This is a genomic window from Micromonospora sp. NPDC051924 (genome assembly GCF_055586005.1).
In genome coordinates, this window is record NZ_JBVJJA010000013.1 from 59,876 (window position 1) to 85,526 (window position 25,651).

At 72.1% G+C, this 25,651-nt stretch carries 24 protein-coding genes and 1 pseudogene; 13 read left to right on the forward strand and 12 right to left on the reverse strand.

Translation table 11 applies throughout. The features are described 5' to 3' along the window. The first annotated feature begins 98 nt into the window (after nucleotides 1–98). Nucleotides 99–1,013 (forward strand): DMT family transporter, encoded by a 915-nt coding sequence (locus tag ACZ6S5_RS12900; RefSeq protein WP_466000178.1) that lies wholly within the window; start codon nucleotides 99–101, stop codon nucleotides 1,011–1,013. A 555-nt stretch (nucleotides 1,014–1,568) separates the two neighbouring features. On the opposite strand, the pseudogene ACZ6S5_RS12905 reads toward ACZ6S5_RS12900, so the two are convergent. Then, a pseudogene (locus ACZ6S5_RS12905) lies at nucleotides 1,569–2,117 on the reverse strand (GNAT family N-acetyltransferase); the annotation flags it as partial. 47 nt (nucleotides 2,118–2,164) lie between these two features. Between ACZ6S5_RS12905 and ACZ6S5_RS12910 the strand changes: the two are divergent. Beyond that, nucleotides 2,165–2,752: a TetR/AcrR family transcriptional regulator gene (locus tag ACZ6S5_RS12910; RefSeq protein ID WP_466000179.1), complete on the forward strand. Its 588-nt coding sequence runs from the start codon at nucleotides 2,165–2,167 to the stop codon at nucleotides 2,750–2,752. Between the two features lie 71 nt (nucleotides 2,753–2,823). Here ACZ6S5_RS12910 and ACZ6S5_RS12915 read toward each other — a convergent pair whose 3' ends face one another. From ACZ6S5_RS12915 to ACZ6S5_RS12925, 3 genes are read right to left on the reverse strand one after another with little or no spacing between them, the layout of a single operon-like run. Next, complete coding sequence (locus ACZ6S5_RS12915; protein ID WP_466000180.1) at nucleotides 2,824–3,618, reverse strand: ABC transporter permease; 795 nt, start codon at nucleotides 3,616–3,618, stop codon at nucleotides 2,824–2,826. Continuing rightward, nucleotides 3,615–5,231 carry a DUF1349 domain-containing protein gene (locus ACZ6S5_RS12920; protein ID WP_466000181.1) on the reverse strand — a complete coding sequence of 539 codons (1,617 nt, stop codon included), beginning with the start codon at nucleotides 5,229–5,231 and terminating at the stop codon, nucleotides 3,615–3,617. The genes ACZ6S5_RS12915 and ACZ6S5_RS12920 overlap by 4 nt, the downstream gene beginning before the upstream one ends. Next, on the reverse strand, nucleotides 5,228–6,184 hold the full coding sequence (locus ACZ6S5_RS12925) for an ABC transporter ATP-binding protein (RefSeq protein ID WP_466000182.1): 957 nt from the start codon (nucleotides 6,182–6,184) through the stop codon (nucleotides 5,228–5,230). The genes ACZ6S5_RS12920 and ACZ6S5_RS12925 overlap by 4 nt, the downstream gene beginning before the upstream one ends. Before the next feature lie 155 nt (nucleotides 6,185–6,339). On the opposite strand from ACZ6S5_RS12925, the gene ACZ6S5_RS12930 reads away from it, so the two are divergent. Next, nucleotides 6,340–7,623: a sensor histidine kinase gene (locus tag ACZ6S5_RS12930; RefSeq protein ID WP_466000183.1), complete on the forward strand. Its 1,284-nt coding sequence runs from the start codon at nucleotides 6,340–6,342 to the stop codon at nucleotides 7,621–7,623. Next, nucleotides 7,620–8,297, forward strand: coding sequence for a response regulator (locus ACZ6S5_RS12935; protein ID WP_466000184.1), 678 nt, complete (start codon nucleotides 7,620–7,622; stop codon nucleotides 8,295–8,297). The genes ACZ6S5_RS12930 and ACZ6S5_RS12935 overlap by 4 nt, the downstream gene beginning before the upstream one ends. Nucleotides 8,298–8,713: 416 nt before the next feature. Here ACZ6S5_RS12935 and ACZ6S5_RS12940 read toward each other — a convergent pair whose 3' ends face one another. From ACZ6S5_RS12940 to ACZ6S5_RS12950, 3 genes are all read right to left on the reverse strand, one after another. Then, nucleotides 8,714–10,027, reverse strand: a complete 1,314-nt coding sequence (locus ACZ6S5_RS12940; RefSeq protein WP_466000185.1) for a radical SAM protein — start codon at nucleotides 10,025–10,027, stop codon at nucleotides 8,714–8,716. A gap of 157 nt (nucleotides 10,028–10,184) precedes the next feature. Then, nucleotides 10,185–10,562: a DoxX family protein gene (locus ACZ6S5_RS12945; RefSeq protein ID WP_466000186.1), complete on the reverse strand. Its 378-nt coding sequence runs from the start codon at nucleotides 10,560–10,562 to the stop codon at nucleotides 10,185–10,187. Nucleotides 10,563–10,639: 77 nt separating this feature from the next. Next, the gene (locus ACZ6S5_RS12950) at nucleotides 10,640–11,404 is read right to left on the reverse strand and encodes an SDR family oxidoreductase (protein WP_466000187.1); all 765 of its coding nucleotides are present in this window, start codon (nucleotides 11,402–11,404) and stop codon (nucleotides 10,640–10,642) included. Between the two features lie 100 nt (nucleotides 11,405–11,504). On the opposite strand from ACZ6S5_RS12950, the gene ACZ6S5_RS12955 reads away from it, so the two are divergent. The 6 genes from ACZ6S5_RS12955 (at nucleotide 11,505) to ACZ6S5_RS12980 (ending at nucleotide 16,509) form a co-directional block, all read left to right on the forward strand. Then, entirely contained in the window at nucleotides 11,505–12,359 is an 855-nt protein-coding gene (locus tag ACZ6S5_RS12955) for a helix-turn-helix transcriptional regulator (protein ID WP_466000188.1), read from the forward strand. Between the two features lie 90 nt (nucleotides 12,360–12,449). After that, nucleotides 12,450–12,824, forward strand: a complete 375-nt coding sequence (locus ACZ6S5_RS12960; RefSeq protein ID WP_466000189.1) for a PadR family transcriptional regulator — start codon at nucleotides 12,450–12,452, stop codon at nucleotides 12,822–12,824. After that, complete coding sequence (locus ACZ6S5_RS12965; RefSeq protein WP_466000190.1) at nucleotides 12,821–14,191, forward strand: permease prefix domain 1-containing protein; 1,371 nt, start codon at nucleotides 12,821–12,823, stop codon at nucleotides 14,189–14,191. Before ACZ6S5_RS12960 ends, ACZ6S5_RS12965 begins: the two co-directional genes overlap by 4 nt. Nucleotides 14,192–14,295: 104 nt before the next feature. Next, nucleotides 14,296–14,925 (forward strand): hypothetical protein, encoded by a 630-nt coding sequence (locus ACZ6S5_RS12970; RefSeq protein WP_466000191.1) that lies wholly within the window; start codon nucleotides 14,296–14,298, stop codon nucleotides 14,923–14,925. Nucleotides 14,926–15,004: 79 nt separating this feature from the next. Next, complete coding sequence (locus tag ACZ6S5_RS12975) at nucleotides 15,005–15,613, forward strand: type IV toxin-antitoxin system AbiEi family antitoxin domain-containing protein (RefSeq protein WP_466000192.1); 609 nt, start codon at nucleotides 15,005–15,007, stop codon at nucleotides 15,611–15,613. Then, entirely contained in the window at nucleotides 15,610–16,509 is a 900-nt protein-coding gene (locus tag ACZ6S5_RS12980) for a nucleotidyl transferase AbiEii/AbiGii toxin family protein (RefSeq protein ID WP_466000193.1), read from the forward strand. The genes ACZ6S5_RS12975 and ACZ6S5_RS12980 overlap by 4 nt, the downstream gene beginning before the upstream one ends. A gap of 83 nt (nucleotides 16,510–16,592) precedes the next feature. On the opposite strand, the gene ACZ6S5_RS12985 is transcribed toward ACZ6S5_RS12980, so the two are convergent. Further along, entirely contained in the window at nucleotides 16,593–17,003 is a 411-nt protein-coding gene (locus ACZ6S5_RS12985) for a hypothetical protein (protein WP_466000194.1), read from the reverse strand. Between the two features lie 98 nt (nucleotides 17,004–17,101). Between ACZ6S5_RS12985 and ACZ6S5_RS12990 the strand changes: the two genes are divergently transcribed. After that, a complete protein-coding gene (locus tag ACZ6S5_RS12990; protein ID WP_466000195.1) occupies nucleotides 17,102–19,789 on the forward strand; it encodes an ATP-binding protein in 2,688 nt (895 codons plus the stop codon). Between the two features lie 83 nt (nucleotides 19,790–19,872). Here the strand turns inward: ACZ6S5_RS12990 and ACZ6S5_RS12995 are convergent, their stop codons facing one another. The 4 genes from ACZ6S5_RS12995 to ACZ6S5_RS13010 are packed head-to-tail and all read right to left on the reverse strand — an operon-like array spanning nucleotide 19,873 to nucleotide 23,553. Beyond that, on the reverse strand, nucleotides 19,873–21,135 hold the full coding sequence (locus tag ACZ6S5_RS12995; protein WP_466000196.1) for an ABC transporter permease: 1,263 nt from the start codon (nucleotides 21,133–21,135) through the stop codon (nucleotides 19,873–19,875). Continuing rightward, nucleotides 21,132–21,821, reverse strand: a complete 690-nt coding sequence (locus tag ACZ6S5_RS13000; protein ID WP_466000197.1) for an ABC transporter ATP-binding protein — start codon at nucleotides 21,819–21,821, stop codon at nucleotides 21,132–21,134. Before ACZ6S5_RS13000 ends, ACZ6S5_RS12995 begins: the two co-directional genes overlap by 4 nt. Then, nucleotides 21,818–23,005 (reverse strand): peptidoglycan-binding protein, encoded by a 1,188-nt coding sequence (locus ACZ6S5_RS13005; RefSeq protein WP_466000198.1) that lies wholly within the window; start codon nucleotides 23,003–23,005, stop codon nucleotides 21,818–21,820. The genes ACZ6S5_RS13000 and ACZ6S5_RS13005 overlap by 4 nt, the downstream gene beginning before the upstream one ends. Then, entirely contained in the window at nucleotides 23,002–23,553 is a 552-nt protein-coding gene (locus ACZ6S5_RS13010; RefSeq protein ID WP_466000199.1) for a hypothetical protein, read from the reverse strand. The genes ACZ6S5_RS13005 and ACZ6S5_RS13010 overlap by 4 nt, the downstream gene beginning before the upstream one ends. A 132-nt stretch (nucleotides 23,554–23,685) precedes the next feature. Here ACZ6S5_RS13010 and ACZ6S5_RS13015 point away from each other — a divergent pair, with 132 nt between their 5' ends. Together ACZ6S5_RS13015 and ACZ6S5_RS13020 are read left to right on the forward strand one after the other, a co-directional pair. After that, nucleotides 23,686–24,342, forward strand: a complete 657-nt coding sequence (locus tag ACZ6S5_RS13015) for a response regulator transcription factor (protein ID WP_466000200.1) — start codon at nucleotides 23,686–23,688, stop codon at nucleotides 24,340–24,342. After that, nucleotides 24,339–25,568: a sensor histidine kinase gene (locus tag ACZ6S5_RS13020; RefSeq protein ID WP_466000201.1), complete on the forward strand. Its 1,230-nt coding sequence runs from the start codon at nucleotides 24,339–24,341 to the stop codon at nucleotides 25,566–25,568. The genes ACZ6S5_RS13015 and ACZ6S5_RS13020 overlap by 4 nt, the downstream gene beginning before the upstream one ends. Nucleotides 25,569–25,651: the final 83 nt, after the last annotated feature.

Sequence of the window (25,651 nt, forward strand, 5' to 3'; positions counted from 1 at the left end):
CCAGCCGGTGCCGGCTGGCCGCGCGGTCCGTGCAGCGCTGAGTTCGGTACGCCCCGCTTCCGCGACCCTCATTCCTCTCGTCGCAGGAGCGACTTTTCATGCTTGTCTTCGAACAGCCGGTGGCTGCCGTCCGACGCCGCGCCGCCGGCCTGTGGTCGCTTGTTCTCGCCGGCGTGCTGTGGGGCACCGGTGGCCCCACCGGCAGCCTCCTCGCCCACGAAACGGGGCTGTCACCGCTGGCGGTGGCGGCCTACCGGCTCGCCGTCGCCGGCGTCCTCGTCATCAGCTGGCTCTGCGTGACCCGGCAACCGCTGCCACGCGGTGGGCACGCCTGGACCCGGATGGCCGTGAACGGGCTGCTCGCCGCGGTTTTCCAGGCCTGCTTCTTCGCCGCGGTGTCACTGACCAACGTCAGTCTCGCCACCCTGCTCACCATCGGCGCCGCACCAGCCCTGGTCGTGTCCGCGGAACGGGTCGCAGGCCGGCGGCGGGTCGGCGCGTCGGTGCTCGCCGCGGTGGCGCTGGCCGTGGGTGGTCTGGCCCTGCTGGTCGGCACGCCGGCCGGCGGCATCACCACCACGGGGGCGCTCACCGGGGGCGGGCTCGCGTTGCTGTCGGCAGCCGGCTTCGCCGCCATGACATTCATCGGCGCCCGGCCCGTCGCCGGCCTCGACGACCTCACCGCCACCGGCGTGAGCTTCGCGATCGGCGGTACCGTGCTCGCCGCCGCGTCCACAGTGACATCCGGCATGGCCTTCGTCCCCACCCCGAAATCAGTGGGATTGCTGCTCCTGCTGGGCGCCGTACCCACCGCGATCGCGTACGCCCTGTACTTCCGGGGCCTGCGCACCACCCCGGCCGGTACGGCAGCGCTGATCGCGCTGCTGGAACCACTCGTGGCCACCCTCCTGGCCATCCTGTTCCTCGGCGATCGACTGAGCTCGACCGGGCTCATCGGCGCCGGGCTGATCACCACCGCCATCGTGCTGAACGCCCGCGGCGCGCACCGCTGACGGGAGGGGCCCGGTCAGGACCAACAGGACCTGGCCGGGCCCACGGGTGTCGGGCGTCAGCGCTTCGCCCAACAGCAATCTTCAGGCGCCTGCCGTGGCCGGCCCGGGGGCCGGCTCGTCGTCCCAGGCCAGCGAGCTCATCTTCCAGCCCGACGGGGTCCTGACGAACTGGGTCGTCTTCATGCCCCGGCCCTCGAACCACTCGCCGTTGAGGTAGCCCGACTTGCGGTACTCGCTGAACCGGTGGGCGATCGAGCCGAAGATCTCGGTGGTCTCCGAGGTCTCCCACTCCTGGAACTCGGTCAGCGTCCCGTCGGTGAGGATCTTCTCGCGCGGTTCGACGAACCGGCGCAGGTCGTAGATCACCGGGGTGGTGCCGGCGCTGCTGATGATCATCCCTTCGGGGATGAACACCTCGTCGATCGCCTCGACGTTCGGTCTGGCGCCGCCCAGATTGGCGAAGGCGCCCAGGAAGGTGGCCATCAGGCCGTCGAGTTCGGCCTTCACCTCAGCGGACATGATGCCCTGGCTGGTGGCAGGGCCTGGCCGGCCGGCGCGGCGGGCCCGCCACTCGTCGGCCAGCACCGACCAGATCTCGAGATCGGTCCGGCCGCCCTCGCCGTCCGGGTAGACCTGACGTAGCGTGCCGTCGCGGCTCATGCCCAGCCGCCGCGCCACCGCGATGCTGCGCGCGTTGCGTGACTTGGTGCGCCACTCGACGCGAGCGATGCCGCGTTCCTCGACCGCCCAGTCGATGATCTGCTCCGCGGCGCGGGTGATCAGGCCTTGGCCCTCTGCGCCGGGCTCCAGCCAGCAGCCCGCCTCGCAGACGCCCTGCGCGGTGTCGAAGGAGACGAACATGACGCCGCCGACCAGGCGGCCGTCCAGCCAGATGCCCCAGATGCCGCCGCTGTCCTGAGCCCGCTTGTCCGCGTACCGCCGCAGGACCGCGCGGGCCTCGCCGATGTCGCGGGCGACGAACGCGGGGGAGACCCACGGCGCGATGTGCTCGCGCGCCCGGTCCAGGTGATAGAGGAACTCTTCGGCGTGCCACGGCTCGAGCGGGCGCAGCACGGCCGAGGGGGTGAGGGGCAGCGCGAACATCACGGACCTCCGTACATAACAAACGTTTGGCATGTACGCTAACAGACATGCCCCCCGCGCGAACCGACCACGACTCCCGCCGCCAGGACGTCTCCGAGGCGGTCTGGCAGGTCCTGGCCGAGCACGGCTTCGGCGGCCTCACCATGCGCGCCGTCGCGGCGGCCCTCGGCTCCTCGACCGGACTCGTCACCCACTACTTCGCGGGCAAGCGCGAACTGATCGCCCACGCCCTCGACATCCTCGAGGTACGCACCGCGCAGCGCCCCCGGCAGGCCGCCCCCGCGCCCGGGCTGGCCGCCCTGCGCACGCAGATGCTCAACATCCTCCCGCTGACGCCCGACGCGGCGGCGATGAACCGGATCTGGGTCGGCTCCTGGGACGTCGCCCTGTCCGACCCCGACCTGTTCGCCGCCCAGACCCTCCGCTACGAACGCATCCGGGCAGGCCTGCGCACCGCCATCGAGGAGGCGCAACGGCTGGGCGAGCTTCCCGACGGTGACCCGGGCCGGCTCGCGACGACCGTGCTGGCGTTCACCCACGGCCTGGTGGTGCAGGCGCTGTTCGACCCCGAGCGGCTGCCTGCCGCGACGCAGACCCGACTCGTCGACGACTTCCTCGCGACCCTCACCCGCTGAACCGTGACGGCCAGCGCGCTGGTGCCGCCACCGGTCAAGGCGTCGGTGCGACCAGATCCCGAGGCCGCGAGTCACGCGTCGCGCAGCTGCAACGAGAGCAGCCCCGCCAGCAGTGCACCCGCCGCCCACAGGGCGAGGACACCCAGCCCCTGCCACGGTCCGATCGTCAGCTCGTCCAGCGCCGTCGTCGCCTGGATCTTCAGCCCGGCGGACATCGGCGACACCCGCTCGATCCGCTGCAGCCACCTGGGATCCGACACGAATGAGGTCAGGATCGGACCGAGGTACAGCAGGAGGAGCATCGCGGCGATCGACCCGGCGCTGTCGCGCAGCACCGCGGCGACGCCGTAACTCAACAGCGCCACGAGGGCGAGGTAGAGCACGGTGCCGTACGTTGCCCGCAGCGTCGGTTCGTGTCCGAGCGAGAGACCGAGGTCGCCGTTGGCGGCGCTGAACGCGGTGCCGGGCAGGATCCGTCGGGCGAGGAGCAGCGAGCCGAGGACGCCGAGGGAACCGACGACGACCACCACTCCGGTGAGCACAACTGCCTTGCTCAGGTACAGCCGCCACCGGCCCGGCACCGCTGTCAGGCTCACGCCGATCGAGCGCGTGCCGTACTCCTCGCTCATCACGAGGACGCCGAGCACGACCACGAGGGCCTGCCCGTACTGGGCACCGGTAAGGCTGAGCTTCGGCAGGTCACCGAGGCAGGCCGACGTTACTGGGCAGGTGCGGTTGCTGGCCGCGTTCGTGACCGTCGCGCTGATGCCGGCGGTGACGGCGACGGCGGCGAACAGCAGCCACGGAGTGCTCACCACCGTCCGTAGCTTCGTCCACTCGGCGCGGATCGCGTGCACGGTGCTCACGCGTCCCTCCGGCGCAGTAGCCAGAGCGCCACGACCATCGTCACCAGCGCGTACACGCACACGACCGCGATCCCGGCCCACGGATGGTCGTAGACGCAGCCGTCCTCGGGTATGCAGATCCGCGGCACCTGTTCGTAGTGCGGGACCGTCTGCTGGACCGAGAACCCGGCAGCCGGGGTGAGCCGCATCAGCCACTGCCCGGTCGTCACCGGCAGAGCGCTGGCGAGGAGTTGCGGTAGGAGGATGAGCACGATGACGATGGTGACCGCGCCCGCGGCGCGACGCAGCACCGTGCCGAGGGCCAGGCTGAACACCGCGATCGCGGCCAGCGCGGCGGCGGTGCCGACGATCGCCCGCAGGACCGTGGGGTCGGCCAGTGACCAGTCCGGGTAGACGGGGGGCACGAAGCCGTTGTCGCGTGTGATCGGCAGGGTGATGAGCAGCGCGGCGACACTCGCCACCAATCCGATGACAAACGTGACCGCGCCGACGACCATCGCCTTGGCCACCAGGACCCGCCCACGTCTGGGGCTTGCCGTGAACGTCGTGCGGAGCATGCCGCGCCGGTACTCGGTGGTGACGAACAGGACCGCCACCGCGACGAGCGCCATCAGTCCGGCATACGCGCCAGTGAGGCCCAGCTTGATGACGTCCTCCGACCTCGTTCGCGGCGCGATGTCGCCGACACCGACCAGCGTGAGCCGGTCCCCCGCCCATTCGGCGGCGGGCGGCCCGGCCTGCGGCGTTTTGTCCGGCCGCGCGCCAGCGGGCAGTGGCGGGCCCGAGTGACCAGCTTCGTCGTTGACCTCGTCGTCCCACCAGCCGTCCTGCGGCTCGCCGGACGCGGCGCCCGTGGCTCTGGCCGGCTCCAGCGTGGGCCGCTCGAATACAGCTCGGGTCGTGGTCGGGTACCGCTCGGACTGGACGGTGCCGAACTGCCGCTCCCCCATCAGGATCCCGGCCGGCGAGGCGACAAAGGGCCCGACTTCGACAGTCTGCGGCAGGCCCGGAACGGTGACTGTTCCGACGGGTGTCCAGGAGACTCCGTCCGATGACTGGAAGGCGCTGATCGTCGAGTCGGCGCGAGTGAGCCTGAGCCAGGTCGGTGCGCCGACAGCTGGGCCGGCGATGTCGGTCGTGAAGTTCGACTGCAGCCGGACGCCGTGCCCGGGGGTGACCATCACCGCGGCATATCGCGAGCCGGGCCGTAGGCCGTCCTTGACCATCAGCCCGGCCTTGGACCAAACGGTGCGTTCGACGTCCTGCGCCCGTCCGTCGCCGTCATCCTGCTGCGGCACGCTCAACTCAAGCGTCGTCGAGGCGACCCGGGTCGTCACGCTGCCGTCGCCGGTGAGCGGGCGGTGGACGAAATGGAACCGGTCCTGCACCCAGGTGCCGTCCGGGCCGCTGACGGTCGAGTCGGGGTTGCCGGCTTGGCTGCTCGCGGCGGACAGGAGGCCGACGAGGATGGTCAACACGGGCGCGGCCAGCAGGGCGATCGTCCAGCGGCGGACCGAGCGCAACTTCGTCCATTCCGACAGCAGGAGCCGACCGAAGCCGGGGCGGCCGGTGTCCAGCCGAGGGGCGGCGGTCCGGTGCGCGGTCGCGGTCATCGGGCAGCCCACCCCTCGCCCCCGGCGACGCCGAACTCCACCGCGTCGCGAGTCAGCTCCATGTACGCCTCTTCCAGCGAGGCCCGGTGCGCGGACACGCCGGTGAACGTCACCTTGTGGCGGGTAAGCAGCTCGACGACGCGCTCGACGGGCAGGCCGGAGACGGTCACCGTCTCCCCGTCGGTGATGGTGGCCAGCGCGCCCGCGTTGGCGAGCGACGTGACCGCCTCGGTGCGCATGCCGGTACGGACGGCGACCCGGTCCCCGGACGCGGCGGCGACCAGCTCCCGGACGCTCGTGTCGGCCAGGAGCCGGCCGCGGCCGATGACCAGCAGGTGATCGGCGCTGCCCTCCAACTCGCTCATCAGGTGGCTGGAGACCAGGACCACTCGACCGTCGTCGGCCAGGGACCGCAGCAGGCCGCGGATCCACTGAATGCCCTCGATGTCGAGGCCGTTGATCGGTTCGTCGAAGATGACCACCGCGGGGCCCCCGAGCAGCGCGGCGGCGATGCCGAGCCGCTGCCGCATGCCGAGTGAGAATCCACCCACTGTCCGCTTTGCGACCGTCGCGAGCCCGGCGAGGTCGAGGACCTCGTCGACGCGGCGGCGCGGGATCCCGTTGGACTGGGCGAGCCAGAGCAGATGGTTGCGGGCGCTGCGGCCCGGGTGCACGGCGGAGGCATCCAGCAGCGCGCCAACCGTGCACAGCGGGCGGGCCAGCGCCCGGTACGGCCGGCCGCCGATCAGTGCGGTGCCCCCGTCGGCCGTGTCAAGCCCGAGGATGATCCGCATCGTGGTGGACTTGCCGGCGCCGTTCGGCCCGATGAACCCGGTCACCATGCCGGGCTCGACGGTGAACGACAGGTCGTCGAGAGCCACCGTCGAGCGGTACCGCTTGCGCAGCCCGCGCACCTCGATCGTCATGGCCCCGCCAGGTGGGGATTCGGTCATGGCAGCGACGCTAGGCGGCCGGCGACGCCTGGTCGTCCCGCCGCGGAGCGGTCTTCGGGTGCCGGGCCCCGGGTGACGACGCCACAGCGAATCCCCCGCGTGGGTGACGGGCGCCGGGGGACGCGGCCGACCTGCTGTGCCGCGAGAATGGCGACATGGCGGGGGATGCGCACGCCCGGCCGACCGGCGTCGGGCGGTTCGTCGGACGGGTCAGCGGTGTGCCCGAACTGCCGGCGGTCGTCGCGGCGCTGCTCGGGTTCGCCGCGATGGTGGAGACCGTCCTGTACGGGGTGGTCTCCGGTGCTCTGCTGCCCGCGGCGCTGCTCCTCGCCGTCTGCGCCACCGCGCCGGTGGCGCTGGTGCGCGCCCAGCCGGTGTGGGCCGCCGCGATGACGACGGCGGCGACGTCCCTCACCCTCGCGCTGCAACCCCGGCCGCCGCTCGCGGTGCTCGTCGCCGAGGCCGCCGTGCTCCACATGGTGGGGCGGCGTCGCCGGGCCACCGTGGCAGGTTGGTTCGCGCCACCGTTCGTGGCCTACGCGATCCTCGGTCCGCCCGGTGGTGGCCTGGCCGGGCGCATCTTCGCGCTGGTCGTCGCGGCGGCGACAGTCGGTGCGGCCGGCGCCGGCGCCGCGATGCGCGCCCGCGCGGAGGCCGCGGCCCGCGACAAGTCCCGCCAGGCGATGGAACGGACCCTGCTCGCGTACGCGGCGCGGGGCGAACGCGCCCGGATCGCCCGCGAGCTGCACGACGTCGTGGCCCACCACATCTCGATGATCGCGGTACAGGCCGAGACGGCCCGGTTGACCACGCCCGGGCTTCCAGCAGACGGGGCGAAGCGCCTGCTCGCGATCGGGGACACGGCGCGGGCGGCGCTCACCGAGATGCGACGGCTCCTCGGGGTCCTGCGCGAGGACGCCGAGGAGTCCGGCGTGACCGGCCCGAACCGCACACCACAGCCCGGCCTGCGGCAGCTCACCGACCTGCTCGACGAGGCGCGCGACTCGACTGGGGCGGGCGTCCGGCTGCTCGTGCGCGGCCGGGTCCTCCCGCTCGATCCGGGGGTGCAGCTCACCACGTACCGGATCGTGCAGGAGGCGCTGACCAACGTCCGCCGGCACGCCCCGGGCGCGGCGGTCGACGTCGAGCTGACGTACACGAGCGGGGTCCTGCGCGTACGCGTCCGCGACAACGGCCCTGGGCCCGTGCCGGGCCGGCCCGCCGGCGCGGGACACGGGCTGCTCGGCATGCGCGAGCGGGTCGCCACCCTGGGCGGCGAACTGTGGACCGGCCCCGCGCCGGGTGGCGGCTTCCTGGTCGACGCGGTGCTGCGCCTCCCTGCGGAGGCAGCGTCGGCGGCACCGGCCGGGGCCGCGACCGACGGTCAACCGTCCGGCCGTACGCTGGTCGGATCGAGCGAAACCACGGTGGACCAATGACCGGGCCGGTGCGGGTCGTCGTCGCTGACGACCAGGAGGTTGTCCGGGCCGGCTTTGCCGCGCTCCTCGACACGCAGCCGGACCTCGCCGTGGTGGGCAGCGCCGCGGACGGCGCCGAGGCGTTGCGGGTCTGCCGAGAGCAGCGGCCTGACGTGGTCCTGATGGACGTGCGCATGCCGGTGATGGACGGCATCGAGGCCACCCGGCATCTCGCCGCCGGCGACGGCCCTCGGATCCTCATCCTCACCACATTCGACCTGGACGAGCACGTCTACGACGCCCTCGGCGCTGGGGCGAGCGGCTTTCTTCTCAAGGACGTCACCGCCGAGCGGCTGTTCGACGCGGTCCGGGTCGTTGCGGCCGGCGAGGCGCTCCTCGCGCCCACGGTGACCCGGCGGCTGATCCAGGAGTTCGCCCGGCTGCGCCCACGACCGCCCCGGCACCCGGCCCCGCTCACGGTGCTCACCCCGCGGGAAACCGAGGTGCTGTGCCTGGTCGCGGAGGGCCTGTCCAACCCGGAGATCGCCGAGCGGCTCGTGGTCAGCGACGAGACCGTGAAGACGCACGTCAGCCGGCTGCTGAGCAAGCTCGGCCTGCGAGACCGGACGCAGGCGGTCGTCGTCGCCTACGAGACCGGGCTGGTCGTCCCGCGCGGCAACCGGAGCGAACGGTGAACGACGACGCCCTCGCCCCCGTCGCTGGCGGCGTACCTGGACCGGCTCACGTTTCTGGATCGGTCGACCGACGAGGTCACCGCGCTACTCGTCGACGCGGTCGCCGCGGGTGAGCCCGTCGAACTGCCGCTGACCAGGCACTGACCATCGGGCCCGTACGGCCGGCTCGAGCGGTAAGCCGGGTCCGGCCCTCCCCGATTACCTGGCCGAGGCTCCGACGATCGCTGCGAATGAGTCCGACTGGCTCGATGGATATTGCGCGGGGCGCTGCTGTTCGGGGGGCTTCGCCGCGACGTGGGGGCTTGTACCAGGCAACGGCCACCATCGCCGCGCTACTGCAATGGCTGTAGAACCGTTGAAGACATTGCCTAGCACGGAAATCTCGGCGGCAGTCTGCGACTCCGAGCAGGGGTCCCTCACGACTCCGGTTCGGCGGGCAGGCTGTCCATGAACGAGCTGACCGAGAAGACCGCGCGGCCGGGGCCGGCCGGGCCGTACCCGGGCGGGCTGGAGAGGCCGTTGGCCTTCATGGTCGCGGCGTAGGCCTCCAGCAGCCGGATGTGATATTCCAGCGGCGCGCCCTGCGGGTTGGTCCGGCCGAGCGGGGTGGTCGGCTCCGGGCACCAGGTGGTGAACCGCGGGGTGATGCCCCGGGACATGAAGTACTGCAGGCCCTCGGTGGTGGAGTCGATCGCCTCGTCCACGCTGGTGAAGCCGTACGGGGCGGCCATCTCCACACCCGCGACGAAGTTCGGGATGACGTTGCGCGGCCCGAAGATCTCGGCGGAGTCGAGGATCCGGCGGTGCCACTCCTCCCGGCCCACGTACCGCTCCTTGCCGGGGCAGTAGAGCTCGAACAGCCGCTTGTCCCACACCTCGTAGTTGGGGTGGTAGATCCGGATGCCGTAGTCGTGGAACCGCTGCACGTCCGCCCGGGGCAGCGCCTGCGCGACCACCTTGCCGATCCACCGGCCCGGGAACCGCTCCTCGATCGCCTGCGCGTACCGGCCGTAGAAGTCGGCCTCGGCCAGCCCGTCGACCTTCGAGGTGATGCTGCCGCCGGTCAGCGTGTACGCCTGCGACGCGCCGGTGGCGTCGTACCGGTCGATGATCTCCAGCGCCTCCAGCACCTCCTCGACCGGCTTGACCCCGGTGTACGGGCGGCCGGCCTGCTTGTGCTGGCGCCAGTTGTGGTTGATGTCGCAGTACTGGCACTCCTCCTTGGCGCCGAAGTACTGGCAGACCCGGAACACGGTCAGGTAGATCAGGTAGCCCCACTGGATCGTCGGCGCGACCTCCATCACCGACTTCCCGTTCGCCAGCGTGTGCCGGTAGTAGTCCGGCATCGGCGGCAGCCCCACATCGGCGATCGGCCGGCCGTCCAGGAACAACCGCAGGCGACCGTCGCCGTCGTCCTTCACCCGGTACGGCGAGTCGGGATTGGTGCGGACCGAGACGACCGTACGGCGCAGCCCGTACGGGCCGCCGGTGAGCACGATCTCCTCCGGCGGCCTGCGCAGCGCGGCGGTGCCCAGGTCCGGCAGGGTCCGGTGGTCGAAGGAGAAGATGAAGTACGACTTGGGCTTGACGGCCCCGCTCTCGTTGTCGGTCAACGCCGAGTCGTCGAAGGCCAGGCCGCCACGCAGCAGGTCCTCCTTGATGACCGCCTCTTTCGGCACATGGGGGAAGCGCCCCATCAGGTCCTCGATGAGATCGGTGCGCGACTGCATGCGCCCTCCCTGGGCGGTTGTGCACGAAGGCCCCGAGGTGGTGCGTGAGGCCTGAGGTGGGTCGGCGACTCCCTGCTGCCTCCAAGCTAGTCAGTCGGCGCGGGCCGGCAGGAGCGGCCGGCCGAAGGTTGTTCCCTACGTCACGTCTACCGCCGGGTCAGCCGGTGAAGGCCTGGGGGCCGAAGCGCCCCCAGGCCACGACGACGGCCAGGGCGAACAGGACCAGGGTCACCACGATTCCCTGGGCCTCGTGCCGGCGCAGGTGCGCGACGAACGCGCCGACCATCAGCAACACCAGACCGACGGCGGCCAGCGGCACCAGAACCGGCGCGATGCCGAGCGCGGCGGGCAGGATCAGGCCCACCGCAGCCAGGATCTCAAGGGCGCCGATGGCCTTGAGGCTGCCGGCGCCGAAGTCTTCGAGGACCGGCATGGAGCCGGCCAGCTTCTCCCTGGGCTGGATCAGCTTCATGACGCCGCTGGCCAGAAAGGTCAGGGCCAGCAGTCCCGCAATGATCCACAGCGCGATGTTCATGACGTTTCCCCTTGCCGAGTTGATCGCGTCTCAGCAGTCCGACGACATGACTCCCCGGAATGTGAGGTGCTGGACCCCTACTTCCCGTGCGGGTCGGCCCGGTTGAGGGTCGCGACGACCTGGTCGTAGTCGCCGCGCGCCTCGCCGTACCGGAGGAACTTCACCCGCTCGACCTGGATTTCGTTGGCGTCGGGCTGCGCCTCGATCAGCGCGACCACCTCCGCCACGAACTCGTCCAGCGGCATGGCGAACTCGCTGGTCTCCTGGCCGGGCAGCAGCGCGGTGCGCACGGCCGGCGGTTCCAGCTCCACGACCTTCACGCTGGTGTCGGCGAGCTGAAGCCGGATCGACTCGCTGAGCATGTGGATCGCGGCCTTCGACGCGTTGTAGCTCGGCGTGGCCTTGAGCGGCGCGAACGCGAGGCCCGAGGAGACGGTCATGATCGTGGCGTCCGGCTGCGCCCGCAGGTGCTCGATGAACGCGGCGATCAGGCGGATCGGGCCGAGCACGTTCGTCGTGATGATCGACTCGGCGGAGGCGAGGAACGACTCCGGCTGGTGCCAGTCCTCGACGCGCATGATGCCGGCCATCGTGACCAGCACGTTGAGGTCCGGGTGCTTGGCCAGCACCTGCTTCGCGGCCGAGTCGATGCTCGCGGGATCCGCCGTGTCGATCCGTACGGTGTCGATGCCGGGGTAGTCCGCGGCGATGATGTCGAGCAGGTCCGTGCGCCGGCCGCCGACGATGACGGTGTTGCCCTTCGCCTGCAGCTCCAGCGCGAGAGCGAGACCGATCCCGCTCGTGGAGCCAGGGATGAAGATGGTGTTCCCGGAGATGTTCATGCTCCGAGCTTCGCCGGTCACCCCAGGCCGGGGGCAGAGATCGGTTATCGGGGGATCGGCGATCCCTGGTTCGCGCCCGCCGCAGCCGGATACTGGGCGCATGGACCGTGCAGCCCTGGCCGACTTCCTGCGCCGCCGCCGCGAGGCGCTGCAGCCCGGCGACCTCGGGCTGGCCCCGGGTGCCCGCCGGCGGGCACCCGGCCTGCGCCGCGAAGAGGTCGCCGCCCTCGCCGCCATGTCCACCGACTACTACACCCGGCTGGAACAGCAGCGCGGCCCGCAGCCGAGCGCACAGATGCTCGCCTCGCTCGCCCGGGCGCTGCGGCTGAGCGGGCAGGAGCGCGACTACCTGTTCCGGGTGGCGGGACACAACCCGCCGACCCCCGTGTCCGCGGCGACGCACGTCGCCCCGGCGCTGCTGCGGGTGCTGGACCGCCTCGACGACACCCCGGCGCTGATCCTGTCCAACCTCGGCGAGACCCTCGTGCAGAACCGGATGGCGGAGGCCCTGTTCGGCGACAGGTCCGGCTACACCGGCCTCGCCCGCAGCGAGATCTACCGCTGGTTCACCCAACCCGCCGAGCGGCTGCGCTACCCGGAGGACGACCGTGACCGGCAGAGCCGCGCCCAGGTCGCCAACCTGCGCGCCGCGTACGGGTCGATGGGTCCGCAGTCACGGGCCGGCGAGCTGGTGCGCGCCCTGCAGAAACTGAGCCCGGAGTTCGCCGAGCTGTGGGAGCGCCACGAGGTCGCCCAGCGCTTCGCCGACCACAAGACGCTCGTCCACCCCGAGCTCGGCCCGATCGAGCTCGACTGCCAGGCACTGTTCACCGAGGACCAGTCCCAGGCGCTGCTGGTGCTCACCGCCCCGCCGCGCAGCGAGGGCTACGAGAAGCTGCGGCTGCTCGCCGTACTCGGGCACGAGCGTTTCCCGGCCGACCCGAGCCGCCTGTAGTTCCTGCTGTTGACCGCCTCGGTGGTCGGGATTGTGCGGCCGTAATACCTAGAGCTATTATGCATTGTAGTTCTAGGGTTGGGTGGTCACATGCGCATCACCAAGGACCTGGTCGCAGCGTCCGCGACACCGCTCGTGCTGGGGATCCTCGCCGATGGGGAGAGCTACGGCTACGCCATCCTCAAGCAGGTCAACGAGCTGTCGGGCGGGCAGTTGGAGTGGACCGACGGCCTGCTCTACCCGCTGCTGCACCGTCTGGAGCGGCTCGGCCACGTGGAGTCGGCCTGGGAGACCCCGCCCGGCGGGCGCCGCCGCAAGTACTACCGCATCACCGACCAGGGCCGGGCCGAGCTCGCCGAGCAGCGCCGCCAGTGGGCCGCGGTCGTCGATGCCCTGCACGGCATCTGGAGCACGACACAAGCCATCAAGCCGATCCCGGCACCGGCCTGGGAGGCGGGACGATGACCATCGAGCGCGACCACGATCTGGAGGGCCAGATCGCCGAGTGGCGGGCCTACATGCACCGCCGCCAGGAGCTGCACCACACCGACGTCGAGGAGCTGGAAGACCATCTCCGCAGCCGGATCACCGAACTGACCGAGGGTGGCCTGCGGGACGACGAGGCGTTCCTCATCGCCGTCAAACGCATGGGCAGCCTCGACGAGCTGTCCCGGGAGTTCGCCCGCGAGCATTCCGAACGGCTGTGGAAGCAACTCGTGCTGCCCGGCGAGCCCGACGCGCCCAGCGCCGCCCGTACCCGTCGGGAACTGCCGGTCATGGTGCTGTGCGCGGCCGTCGCGGCGCTCGCCATCAAGGTGCCGAGCTGGTTCGGGCTCGACCTGTCCGACGATGACGGCGCCTTCTACGCCCGCAACATCAGCCTCTTCGCGCTGCCCGCGCTGGCGGCGTACTTCGCCTGGCAACGCCGGGTGGGTCCGCGCGTCATCGGGGTGCTCGCCGCGCTGTTCGTGCTCGGCGCGGTCGCCGCGAACGCGTACCCGCTGGCCGATGACTCGCAGAGCATCGTGCTCACGGCGATCCACCTGCCGATCGCGTTGTGGCTGGTGGTCGGCGTCGCCTACGTGGGCGGTGACTGGCGCTCGGACCGGCGGCGGATGGACTTCATCCGGTTCACCGGGGAGTGGCTGATCTACTTCGCCCTCCTCGGGCTGGGCGGCGGCGTGCTCACCGCCTTCACGGCCGGCACCTTCAACGCCATCGGCCTCGACGCGGAGGGATTTATCCAATCGTGGCTGCTGCCGTGCGGCGCCATGGCCGCGGTCATCGTGTCCGCCTGGCTGGTGGAGGCCAAGCAGAGCGTCATCGAGAACATGGCGCCGGTGCTGACCCGCGTCTTCACCCCGCTGTTCGCGGCCACGCTGCTGGCCTTCCTGGCCGCCGTCATCTGGACCAACAGCGGCATCGACGTCGAGCGCAACGTGCTCATCCTCTTCGACCTGCTGCTCGTCGTCGTGCTGGGCCTGCTGCTGTACGCCATCTCCGCCCGTGACCTCACGACCCGGCCCGGCCTGTTCGACCGTCTGCAGCTCGCGCTGGTGGTCAGTGCTCTGATCATCGACGTCCTGGTGCTGCTGGCGATCACCGGTCGCATCACCGAATGGGGCTTCAGCCCCAACAAGACCGCGGCCCTGGGCGAGAACCTCGTCCTGCTCACCAACCTGGCGTGGTCGGCATGGCTGTTCCTCGGCTTCGTACGTGGCCGCCTGCCCTTCGCCCGCCTGGAACGCTGGCAGACCCGCTACGTGATCGTGTACGCGGTCTGGGCCTGGGCCGTCGTCCTCGCCTTCCCGCTCGTGTTCGACTTCGCCTGAGCGGGATCGGGTCCGCTCGTCCCGCCACCGACACCACGCCCGGTCAGCCCCGCTCCCACCTGGTTGCCATTCATTGCCATCATTTGAGTGTGGCGTGGAACGACATGGTTGATCACAGAGCAACCCAGCCGGAGCAGCTCGCGGCAGGCGCCCGGACGGACAACCGGACCAACCTGCTCATCGCCGAGTACAACTCGATCCGGGCCGTGGTGGCGCAGAAGTCGTCGGCGTCGCACGCGCTCGTCGGCGCGTACCTGACCGTGGTGGCCGTGCTCCTCGGATTCGTGGTGGCGAACCGCGCCGATCCACGGCTGCTGGTCAGCGTGCCCATCCTGGCCGCCGCCTCCGGCATCACCATCCTGCGACGCCGCCGGGACCGGGAGGCGGCGAACCGGTACATCATCGAGGTCCTGAGACCCATCGCCGTCGAGTGCACCGGCGACGAGCGGATCCTCACCTGGGAGGACTTCTACGCGCTGCACCGGGACGAGCGGTCCTTCCTGTACGAGTTCGGGTTGCAGCTGGTCTTCCCGCTCTCCGCGGCCGCCGCCCTGATCGCCACCCTGCCGCTGCTGGACTCGTTCGGCGACTGGCTGGCGTGGCTGGCCGGCTTGATCTTCCTCGGCGTGCTGCTCTCCACGTACGTCCGGCAGAACCGACCCCATCTCGGCCGGGCCGTCCGCGGCGCCCGCACCTCCTGCCTGAAGATCCTGCAAAGGCTGGGCGGGCGGTAGCACCGGATCCTCTGACTGACGGGGGCCAGCTCCCACGGAAATCCATTACATCTTGCCGCCACCTGTATAGGATTTCCGTGTGTCGTCTGCCGAGAGCCCAGACGCCGGGGGCCCCCTGCCTGACACGCTTCCGGCTACCTTCAGCTACTCCCAGGCACTCGCTGCGGGTCTCACCGAGTGGCAGCTCTACCGGTTGCGTGATCGGCGGCTCATCGAGCTTGTCGGCCGGGGCCTCTACCGGCGCCGCGAGGCTGAGGCGGCCGACCTCGACCTTGTCGAGATCGCTCGGCGCGCCCCGTACGCCACGCTCTGCCTGGCCACGGCGCTGGCCCGGCACGGCCTCACCGACGAGATCCCGTCCCGGATCGATGTCGCGCTGCCCCGCGGGCGGCACCGGCCCGTCACCACCGCGCCGGTCGCCTGGCATTCATTCGACCCCGCGACATTCGAGGTCGGGCGCACCAACCTGCCACTCGAAAACGAGACCTCGATCGGGATCTACAACGCCGAGCGCAGCATCATCGACGCCATCCGGCTCCGCCACCGTGAGGGCCCGGATCTGGCGTACGCGGCGCTCAAGCGATGGCTGAGGCAACGCGGCGGGGCACCGTCGAAGCTGCTGGCGATGGCTCGACACTTTCCACAGGCCGAGCGGCCACTCCGAGAGGCGCTGGAGATCCTGCTGTGACCACCCGACCGACCCGAGCCACCGTCGCCGGCCGTGCCTACCTCGATCTGCAGAACCTCGCCCGCCGCACCGGCCGGCCGACCGACGAGTTGCATCAGGTGTACGCCCTGGAGGGCTTTCTGGCTCGCCTGGCCCTGTCACCCAACGCGGACAGGCTCGTGCTCAAGGGCGGGGTCCTGATGGCCGCCTATGCCGCCCGCCGGCCCACCCGGGACGTCGACCTGCAGGGCCGATGGATCTCGAACGACACGGACCAGGTGCTCACTGTTGTCCGCGACGTGGCGAGCCAGCCTCTCGACGACGGCCTCGTCTTCGACCCGGCCACCGCGACTGCGGAGACGATCCGGGACGACGACGTCTACAGCGGGGTCCGGGTCAACCTCACCGGCAGCCTCTCCGTGGCACGACTGGCGTTTCACGTTGACGTCAACGTCGGCGACCCGATCTGGCCCGACCCGCAGCCCATCAAGCTGCCCCGCCTGCTCGACGGGGAAATCGTGGTCACCGGTTATCCGCTCCCCATGGTGTACGCGGAGAAGCTGGTGACGGCATTGCAGCGGGGCGAGGCGAACACCCGCTGGCGCGATTTTGCCGATGTGTACCTGCTGTCCGGCCAGCACGACGTGGACGGGGATGAACTCGCGACGGCCCTGCGACGGGTTGCTGAGTATCGAGAGGTGATGGTGACATCGCTGAGCGAGGTCCTCGACGGCTACGCAACGTTGGCCCAATCACGGTGGGCGGCCTGGCGACGCAAACATCGTCTTGAGGACCGGCTGCCGCAGGATTTCGGAGCGGTGTTGCAGCGTGTGTTCCTGCTTGCCGATGGGGCACTGTCTGGAGCCTCGCTAGGACAGACCTGGCACGCGGCATCCACCGCGTGGGTGGCGAGGTGACTCCGGTGTGAGGTGATCCTGGTGGGTTGTGGCCCGGTGACCGGTCACAACCCACCAGCAACCGCTCAGCTGATCGCGGCGGTTCACCCGGTCTTGCGGAGGCCGGCGAACTGCAGGACGGTGAAGCCGGCGACCACGACCGCCTGCACGATCACCAGTGCGGTGCCGAGTCCGGTCAACGGGAACCAGCCGGCGACGAGCAGTTCGGCGCTCGCGGCCACCCAGGCGATGTTGACCGCCATCACCGCGCTCACGGCCGCCCTGCTCACCGTCTCCCGCGAGGCGAGATAGAGCAGCGCGGCGGCCCAGGCGACCAGGAAGGCGCCGATCGGGTAGAGGAAGGCGGCGGGGAGGCCGAACAGCTCGCCGAAGATCGCTGCGGCGGCGACGTAGACGACCCCGTTGGCACCGGAGCCGATCGCATCCTGCTTCAGGGCGAAGCGGAGCAGCTTGGCGTCGGCGGCGGGGTGAACGGTGCTGGCGACGGTGGCCATCGTAGGGGTCCCTTCGTAGTGCTGACGTGCGGTTGATCACGAAGCTACGGAGGTCCACGCAGAGCCGAATCAGTCATCGTGACGGTAGCTTCCTGGCTGTGTTGCACGGACGAGCCGGGGAGCAGGCAGAGATCGAGCGGCTCCTGGCGGAGGCCGGGGCCGGCCGGAGCGGAACCCTGGTCATCCGAGGCCCGGCGGGGATCGGCAAGTCCGCGCTCCTGGACCACGCCGCCGAGCGGGCAGCGGGTCTGCGTGTGTTGCGCGGCGTCGGTGTCGAGTCCGAGGCCACGTTGCCCTTCGCCGCGCTCCACCTGCTCCTGCGCGCCGGTCTCGACCGGATCCACACGCTGCCCGCGGCGCAGGCCACCGCGCTCAACGCCGCCTTGGGGTTGGGTGACGTCGCTCCGGAGAGCCGATTCCTGGTGGGGCTGGCGACGCTGAGCTTGCTCGCCGAGCTTGCCGCGGACGGCGCGCTGCTGTGCCTCATCGACGACGCGCACTGGTTCGATCAGGCGTCCATCGACGCGCTCGTGTTCGCCGCCCGCCGCCTCGAGGCGGAAGGCGTCGTCATGATCTTCGCCGCCCGCACGGGTTTCCCTGCCGTAGGGCTCCCCGAACGCCGGCTGGGCAGGCTGGACAGGGCGGCCGCCGCCGCCCTGCTGCCCGCCGACCTTCCACCGCAGGTGCGCGAACGCCTCATCGAGGAATCGGACGGCAACCCGCTCGCGCTCGTCGAACTGCCCGCCGCGCTCAGCGCCGAGCAGCGGGCGGGACGACTGTCACCGGTGGGTGCGATACCCGTGGCCGATCGGGTCCAGGAGGCGTTCCAGGCACAGATCGCCGCTCTGCCCGAGCCGGCGCGAACCGCGCTGCTGGTCACGGCGGCGGACGGCCGTGGTGAGCTGGAGACGCTGACCGCCGCTGGCGCCACCCTCGACGGGCTGGGAGCGGCCGAGCGACACCGGCTGATCGAGATCAAGGGGAACGTCGTCGGCTTCCGTCACCCCCTGATCAGGGCAGCCGCCTACCAGAGTGCCCCGGCCACGCGACGTCTTGCCGTACACCGGGCCCTTGCCGGCGCTCTCACGCGCTCACCGTCCGCGGACGCGGCCGACCGGCGGGCGTGGCACCTGGCCGCCGCCGCGGTCGGGGCCGACGAGGACATCGCCCGGGAGTTGGCGGACGCGGCGGAACGCGCTCGCACCCGCGGTGGCCACGCCGCGACCGCGGCCGCCTACGAGCGCGCCGCCGAACTCACCCCCGATCCGGTACGACGGTCCGGGCGCCGGGCCGCCGCCGCGCTGGCGGCGAGCGACGCCGGACTGACGGTTCGGGCCGCCGCGCTCGCCGACCGCGTCACCCCCGACGTGGACGACCCGGACCTGGTCACCGCGCTCATCCAGGTACGCGCCCACCGCGAATTCGAGTTGGGCGCGCCGCTCGCGGCGGGCCGGGCCATCATGGACGGCGTCCCCCGCGTGGCGGCCCGATCCGCCGAGCAGGCCACCTGGCTGCTGGTGGAGGCCATCCGCTGCGCCTGGTTCGCCGGGGACACGCGGCTGGCGAAGGAGGCCGCCACCCGACTCCGCACGCTTCCCGAGCGGGACTCACCGCTGCCCGTCGGCGCACTCGGGCTGGCCCGCCTGATGGACGGTGACATCGGCGGCGGGATCACCCTCATGGCCGAGGCCGTGGCCGGACACGAGCAGGCTGGGCTGGGGATACCCGGCCTGACCTTCACCGCCTCGCTGTGTCTCGCGCTGGGCCGAGCCACCCTCGCCGAGGAGATCACCGGCCGCCTCGTGGCGGACTGCCAGAAGAGCGGGATGATCGGCTGGCTCGCCTACGCGCTCCAGGATCACGGGTTCGCGCAGGGATGGCTCGGCCGGTACGGCGAGGCCACGGCGACCCTGAACGCAGGGTTGCGGCTGGCCACGGACCTGGGTCACGAGCACCGGATCGGTCACCTCACGTGCTCGCTCGCCTGGGTGCTCGCGCACCTCGGCGACGTGCCGGGCTGCCGCGCGAAGGCCGAAGAAGGCGTGGCCAGAGCCGACAAGCAGGGCATGGTCCTTGCCGCAGCCATCGGCCGCTGGGCACTCGGCCTGCTCGAACTCGGCCTGGGCCGGACGGACGCCGCCCTGCGGCAGCTGCAGGCCATTCCGGTGACCGGAATCGCCGTCCTCTCCGCCCCCGACCAGGTCGAGGCAGCCGTCCGCAGCGGCCGGCCGGCGCAGGCAACCGAGCCGCTCGCCCGGTACGTGGCCTGGGCACGGCACGCCCGTCAGCCGTCGTCGGACGCGATCGCCCTGCGCTGCCGCGCGCTCGTCGAGGAGGACGAAGCGCACTTCGCGCAGGCCGTACGCCGGCATGAGGACGACCCCCAGCCGTATGAGCTGGCAAGGACGCGGCTCGTCTACGGCGAGTGGCTGCGGCGGGCGCGGCGCCGGGCCGACGCCCGGGCGCAACTGCGCGGCGCGTTGGAGATCTTCGACCGACTCGGTTCGCAACTGTGGGCCGAACGCGCTCGCGCGGAACTGCGCGCGAGCGGCGACGTGCCGGCGGCACCGCGCCAGGCCGGCGACCCGCTCAGCGTGCTCACCCCCCAGGAGCGGCAGGTCGTCCGGCTCGCGGCCGGTGGCGCCTCCAACCGCGACATCGCCGCGCAGCTCTTTCTCAGCCCACGGACCGTCGGCTACCACCTCTACAAGGCGTTCCCCAAGCTGGGTGTCACGTCCCGCGCCCAACTGGGAGCGATCGTCCGGCCCTCCACGGGGCGCGGCTGACGGTCAGTATTTGCCTGCAGGCACACCTGGCGGGTTGTGGCCAGGGTCGGCCACAACCCACCAAGGGCCCTCCTGAGCGCTGCTCAGGGCGTGGCGAGCGCCTCCGTCGGCGCGAGCCGGGCCGCCCGGATCGCCGGGTAGAGCCCGGCCAGCGCCCCGATCAGCAGCGTCGCCCCGATCCCGCCGGCCACCGCCCACACCGGCACCACCGTCGGCCACGCCTGGGAGAACGCGTACGCCGTTGTTACCCCGCTGCCGAGCAGCACCCCGCCGATCCCGCCGAGGGCGGACAGCAGCAGCGACTCGGCCAGGAACTGGGTGCGTACCTGGCCGCGGGTGGCGCCGAGCGACCGGCGCAGGCCGATCTCCGGGCGCCGCTCCAGCACCGAGATGACCATCGTGTTGGCCACCCCGACCCCACCGACCAGCAGGGCGACCGCGCCGAGGCCGAGCAGCAGCCCGGTGAACGCCTCATCGGTGGCCTGCTTCGCGGCGAGCGCGTCGGACGGCCGCGCCACCTTCACCTCGTCCGGCGCCTCCGGGTTGGCCGTGGCGCCGAGCACCGCGCGGACCGCCTCGACCGCCGTGTCCGACGTGCGGGCGTACACCGTGGTCGGGTGCCCGTCGAAGCCCAGGTACGAAGCGGCGGCGTCCCAGCCGACCAGCGCGGACAGGTCCAGCTCCGGGGCCAGCGGCGCGGGCGCCAGGATCCCCACCACGGTGAACCACCGGTTGCCGATCTGCACCTGCACATCCGGCCCGGCGGCGCCGACGCCGAGCCGCCGCGCCGTGGTGGCCCCGAGCACCACCGCCGGGAAGCGCGCGGTGGCGGCGTTCAGCCAGGTGCCGCTGGCCACCGCCAGCCCGACGGTGTCCCGCAGCTCCAGGCCGGTGGCCCGGGCGGCGATCCCGCCGCTCTCGCCCCGAGAGATCAGGTCCGACCGGTACACCCGCGCGTCGGCCAGCAGCCCGGTGGCGGCGACCTTCCGCACCGGCCCGATCCGCCCGATCATCGCCACCGACTCCGTCGGCAGCTGGGCGTTGTCGCCGAAGAGCGTGTTGCCCGGGCTGACGGTGAGCAGGTTGGTGCCGAGCCGGGCGAGCGTGCGGTCCAGCTCCGCCCGGGACGACGCGGAGATGCCGACCACCGCCACCATCGCGGCGATGCCGATCGCGATGCCCAGCGCGGACAGGAACGCCCGCAGCGGCCGGGTACGCAACCCGACCCCACCGACCCGTAGGACGTCCCTCGGCCGCAGCCGGGCCGGCACCAGCCGCGGCGGCCTGCGCCCGCCGTCCCCCCGATTCGCCGCGGGGGCGCCGTCCAGCACGCTGAGCTGGCTCATGCCGGCACCCCCACCGGGCGGTGGTCGGCCACGATCCGGCCGTCGCGCATCTGCACCCGGCGGGGCAGCCCGGCGGCGATCTCCAGATCGTGGGTGATCACCACGATCGTCGTCCCGGCCGCGTGCAGGTCATGCAGCAAAGCCAGCACCCCGGCACCGGACGCCGAGTCCAGGTTGCCGGTCGGCTCGTCCGCCAGCAGCAGCGCCGGCTCACCCACCACCGCCCGCGCGATCGCCACCCGCTGCCGCTCGCCGCCGGACAGCTCGTGCGGCCGGTGCTCGAGCCGGTGCCCCAGCCCCACCCGGGCCAGCGCGGCCTCCGCGCGCCGCCGCCGCTCCCGCAGGGGTACGCCCGCGTAGAGCAGCCCGTCGGCGACGTTGTCGCGCACCGGCACGTTCGGCGCGAGGTGGAACTGCTGGAAGACGAACCCGATCCGGGACGACCGGAGCGCCGACAGCTGCCGGTCGCCGAGCGTCGCCACGTCGTGCCCGTCGATGCGTACCCGTCCGGTGGACGGGCGGTCCAGGGTGCCGATCAGGTGCAGCATGGTCGACTTGCCCGAACCGGAGGGCCCGACGATGGCGACCAGCTCGCCGTACCCGATGGTCAGCGACACCCCGTCGAGGGCCCGTACGCCACCGGGGTAGGCCTTGGTCACCTCGGCCAGGTCGACGACCCCGGTCACGTCGGCATCCCCACGGTCGCGCCCTCGGCGAGCCCCGCACCGGAGACCTCCACCCGGCCGGCGGCGAACAGCCCGGTCTTCACCCCGACGATGCGGGTGGCGGAACCCTCGACCAGCTGCACGCCGTACCCGCCCTCGGCCAGGGCCAGCAGCGCGGCGACCGGCACGGTCAGCACGTCCCGGCGCTCGGCGGCGGTGAACGCCACCTTGGCCGAGGCCTGGTCGAAGCCGGTCAGCGCCTTCGGGTCGGCCACGGTCACGGTGACCTCGACGGTGGTCGTCGGCTCGTTCTGGCCGCCGGCCCCACCGCCGCCACTGCCGGTCTCGATCACCGTCTCCGTGGCGGCGACCGTCCCGGCGACCTCCTTGCCGTTGGGCAGGGTGACGGTCACCTTGGCGCCCTTCTTCGCCAGCCGCTCGTCGTCGACCTCCAGCGACACGGTCACCACCCGGGTGGTGCCGGTCCACGTCAGCACCGCCTGGCCGGGCTGCGCCGGGTCGCCGGCCTCCGCCTCGTGGCTCTCTACCCGCACCGGGCCGGTGGCGTAGACGACCCGACCCAGCTCGACCCGGCCGGTCTCCGGCAGGCCGAGATCCTCCTGCCAGTCGCGCACCGCGTCCGCGGTGGCCGAGGTGTACTCGTCGTCGACGGTGAACCCGGAGTAGCCGAGCGCGTCCAGGTTCCGTTCCAACTGCCGCACGTCCTCGCCGGACATCCCCGGCCCCAGCGTCCGATACGCCGGCAGCGACCCGTACAGCAGCACCACCTTCGCGTCGTCCACGGCGTACAACGGCTTGCCCCGGCCGACCTGGCTGCCGGTGTCCGCGAGCCAGGTGACCGTGCCGCCCGTGCGGGCCGCCGCCGTGTGGGTGGCGCCGTAGCCGAGTTCCCCGTCGAAGCTCTCCGAGTCGGTCAGGGTCTGCCGGGTGACCTGGGCGGTCGCCGGCGGCAGGCCGCCGCGCGCCGGCGTACCCCCGTCGCGGCCGCCGCTCGCGACCGCGGCCGTGACACCCGCCGCGGCGGCGACCACCACCGCGGAGGCGACCACGATCGGGGTACGCGCCCGGCGGTGCCGCCGGCGACCACGTTCACCGGCCGGCGCGGCGGGCGTCGCCCCCGTCGGCGCCGGATCGGTCGACCCGGCGGCCGTCGTGTCCGTCGGCGCCGTGGTGCCGGCACTCATGGCTTCCTCTTCATCATCAGCGGCGCGCCGTCCTGGCGGCACTTCTCCAGCGCGGCCCGCATCGTCGGGCTGTCCGGGTCGAGGCCGGCGCTGCCGCTGATCTCGATGCTGCCGTCCGGGCCCGGGTCGGGGAAGTTGGTCACCCCGTTCTCCCGCATGCACCTGGCCAGCTGCCGCACCTTCTCCACCTGCTCCGGGTTGAGCTTGATCTCCTTGCCGCCGTTGGGCAGCAGGCTGCGGCACTGCTCCATGGCCCCCTGGACCTTCGACTTGTCGGTCCCCTCGGGCAGGCGGATCTTGAAGCCACCGCCGTCGCCGGGTTCCGGGTCCGGGAAGTCGGGCAACCCGTTCTCCCGCATGCACTTGGCGAACTCGCGCTGCCGGTCCTCGTCCTTGACCGGGACCATGCTGGCGCTGGGCGAGGCGGCGCCGGCACCGCCGGCCGTGGCCACCTGGTCCCCGTCCCGGTCGGCGCCGCCGCAGCCGGCGACCGCCAGGCTCAGCAGCAGGGGCAGGACGAGCAGTGTGCCCGACATTCGTCGGCGCATGACACAACTCCTTCCTCGGGGCCGGCGCGGACCGCCGGCCGATACGGACCACTCGACCGCAGCGGCGGTATCCCGGGCGTAACCGCCGGCGTTAACGCCGCCGTTATCCACGGGCGCGGCACCATGGGAGGCGTGCGGGTGCTGGTGGTCGAGGACGAGACGTTGCTGGCCGACTCCATCGCGGAGTGGCTGCGCCGGGAGGCGTTCGCGGTGGACGTCGCCTACGACGGGGACGCGGCGCTGGAACGGCTCGGCGTCACCGACTACGACGTGGTGGTGCTCGACCGGGACCTGCCGGTCGTGCACGGCGACGACGTCTGCCGGGCGGTGGTGGACAGCGGCACCGAGACCCGGGTGCTGATGCTGACCGCCGCCGCGGCCGTCCGGGAACGGGTCTCCGGCCTGGCCCTCGGCGCCGACGACTACCTGGTCAAACCCTTCGCGCTGGTCGAGCTCTCCGCCCGGGTGCACGCGCTGGCCCGGCGGGCCCGGCCGGCGGTCCCGCCGAAGCTGAGCCGGGCCGGCATCGTGGTCGACCCGTCGCGGCGGGAGGTCTACCGCGACGGCCGGTACGTCGCGCTGTCCCGCAAGGAGTTCGCGGTGCTGGCCGAGCTGGTCCGCGCCGGCGGGGCGGTGGTCTCCGCCGAGGAACTGCTCGAACGGGCCTGGGACGAGCACATCGACCCGTTCACCAACGTGGTCCGGGTGACCGTGATGAAGCTGCGCCGCAAGCTCGGCGACCCGCAGGTGGTCGAGACGGTGCCGGGAGTGGGGTATCAGATCCGGTGAAAAGACTGACCATCCGCGCCCGCCTGACCCTGATCCACGGCGGCCTGCTGCTGCTCGCCGGCGTGGTCCTGCTCGGCGTCACCTACGTGCTGGTCGACCAGCGGATGCGCCAGCCGGTGACCGGGGTCAAGGCGCAGATCATCGAGAACCCCCTCGGCAAGCTGCCCGGCGTGGGCGCGGCCGACCAGCTGCGGATCCTGATCCAGGAGGCCCAGGACGAGGCGAAGCGCAACGCGCTGGAGTCGCTGCTCACCCAGGGCGCGGTCGCGCTGCTGCTGATCTCGGCGGTCGCCCTCGCCTTCGGCTGGCTGATCGCCGGCCGGGCGTTGCAGCCGCTGCACCGGATCACCGGCACCGCGCAGCGGATCGCCGCCGGTACGGCCGGGCGGGGCCTGCACGAGCGGATCGCGCTGGACGGCCCCCGGGACGAGGTGAAGGAACTGGCCGACACCTTCGACCTGATGCTGGAGCGGCTCGACCGGTCCTTCGACGGGCAGCGGCGGTTCGTGGCCAACGCCTCGCACGAGCTGCGTACCCCGCTGGCGCTCAACCGGTCGCTGCTGGAGGTGGCGGTGTCCCGGCCGGGCGCCTCCGCCGAGCTGCGGCAGCTCGGTGAGACCCTGCTGGCGATCAACGAACGCCACGAGCGGCTCATCGACGGGCTGCTCACCCTGGCCGACTCCGAGCAGCTGGTCGTCGACCGTGCCCCCGTCGACCTCGCGGAGATCGCCGGCCACGTCCTCGACCAGACGGCCGGCGCGCCGGAGCTGACCGTACGCCGGCACCTCGCGCCCGCCCCCACGGCCGGCGACCCGGTGCTGCTGGAACGGCTGGCGCAGAACCTGGTGGAGAACGCGGTCCGGCACAACCTGCCGGCCGGCGGCGAGATCGAGCTCAGCACCGGCACGGTCGACGGCCGCGCCACCCTGGTGGTCGCCAACACCGGGCCCGTGGTGCCCAGCTACGACATCGAAACGATCTTCCAGCCGTTCCGGCGGCTCCGCCAGGACCGGGTGGCCGGCCGCACCCAGGACAGGGCGGGCGCCGGGCGCGGCTTCGGACTCGGCCTGTCGATCGTGCGGGCGGTCGCCCAGGCGCACGGCGGTGGTGTGTACGCCCAGCCCCGCAGCGGCGGCGGGCTCGTCGTGACCGTGATCCTGCCGCTCGTGGGCGCCACGGTGCCCGCGCAGCCGGCGCGGACCCTGCCCGCCGCGGCCCGCGGCTGATCGACGTCGGGTCGGTGGTGCCGGCCGGTGCTCCGGCCGCCCGGGCTCGTATGGTGACGGGACCCCGCCCACCCCGGGCGGGG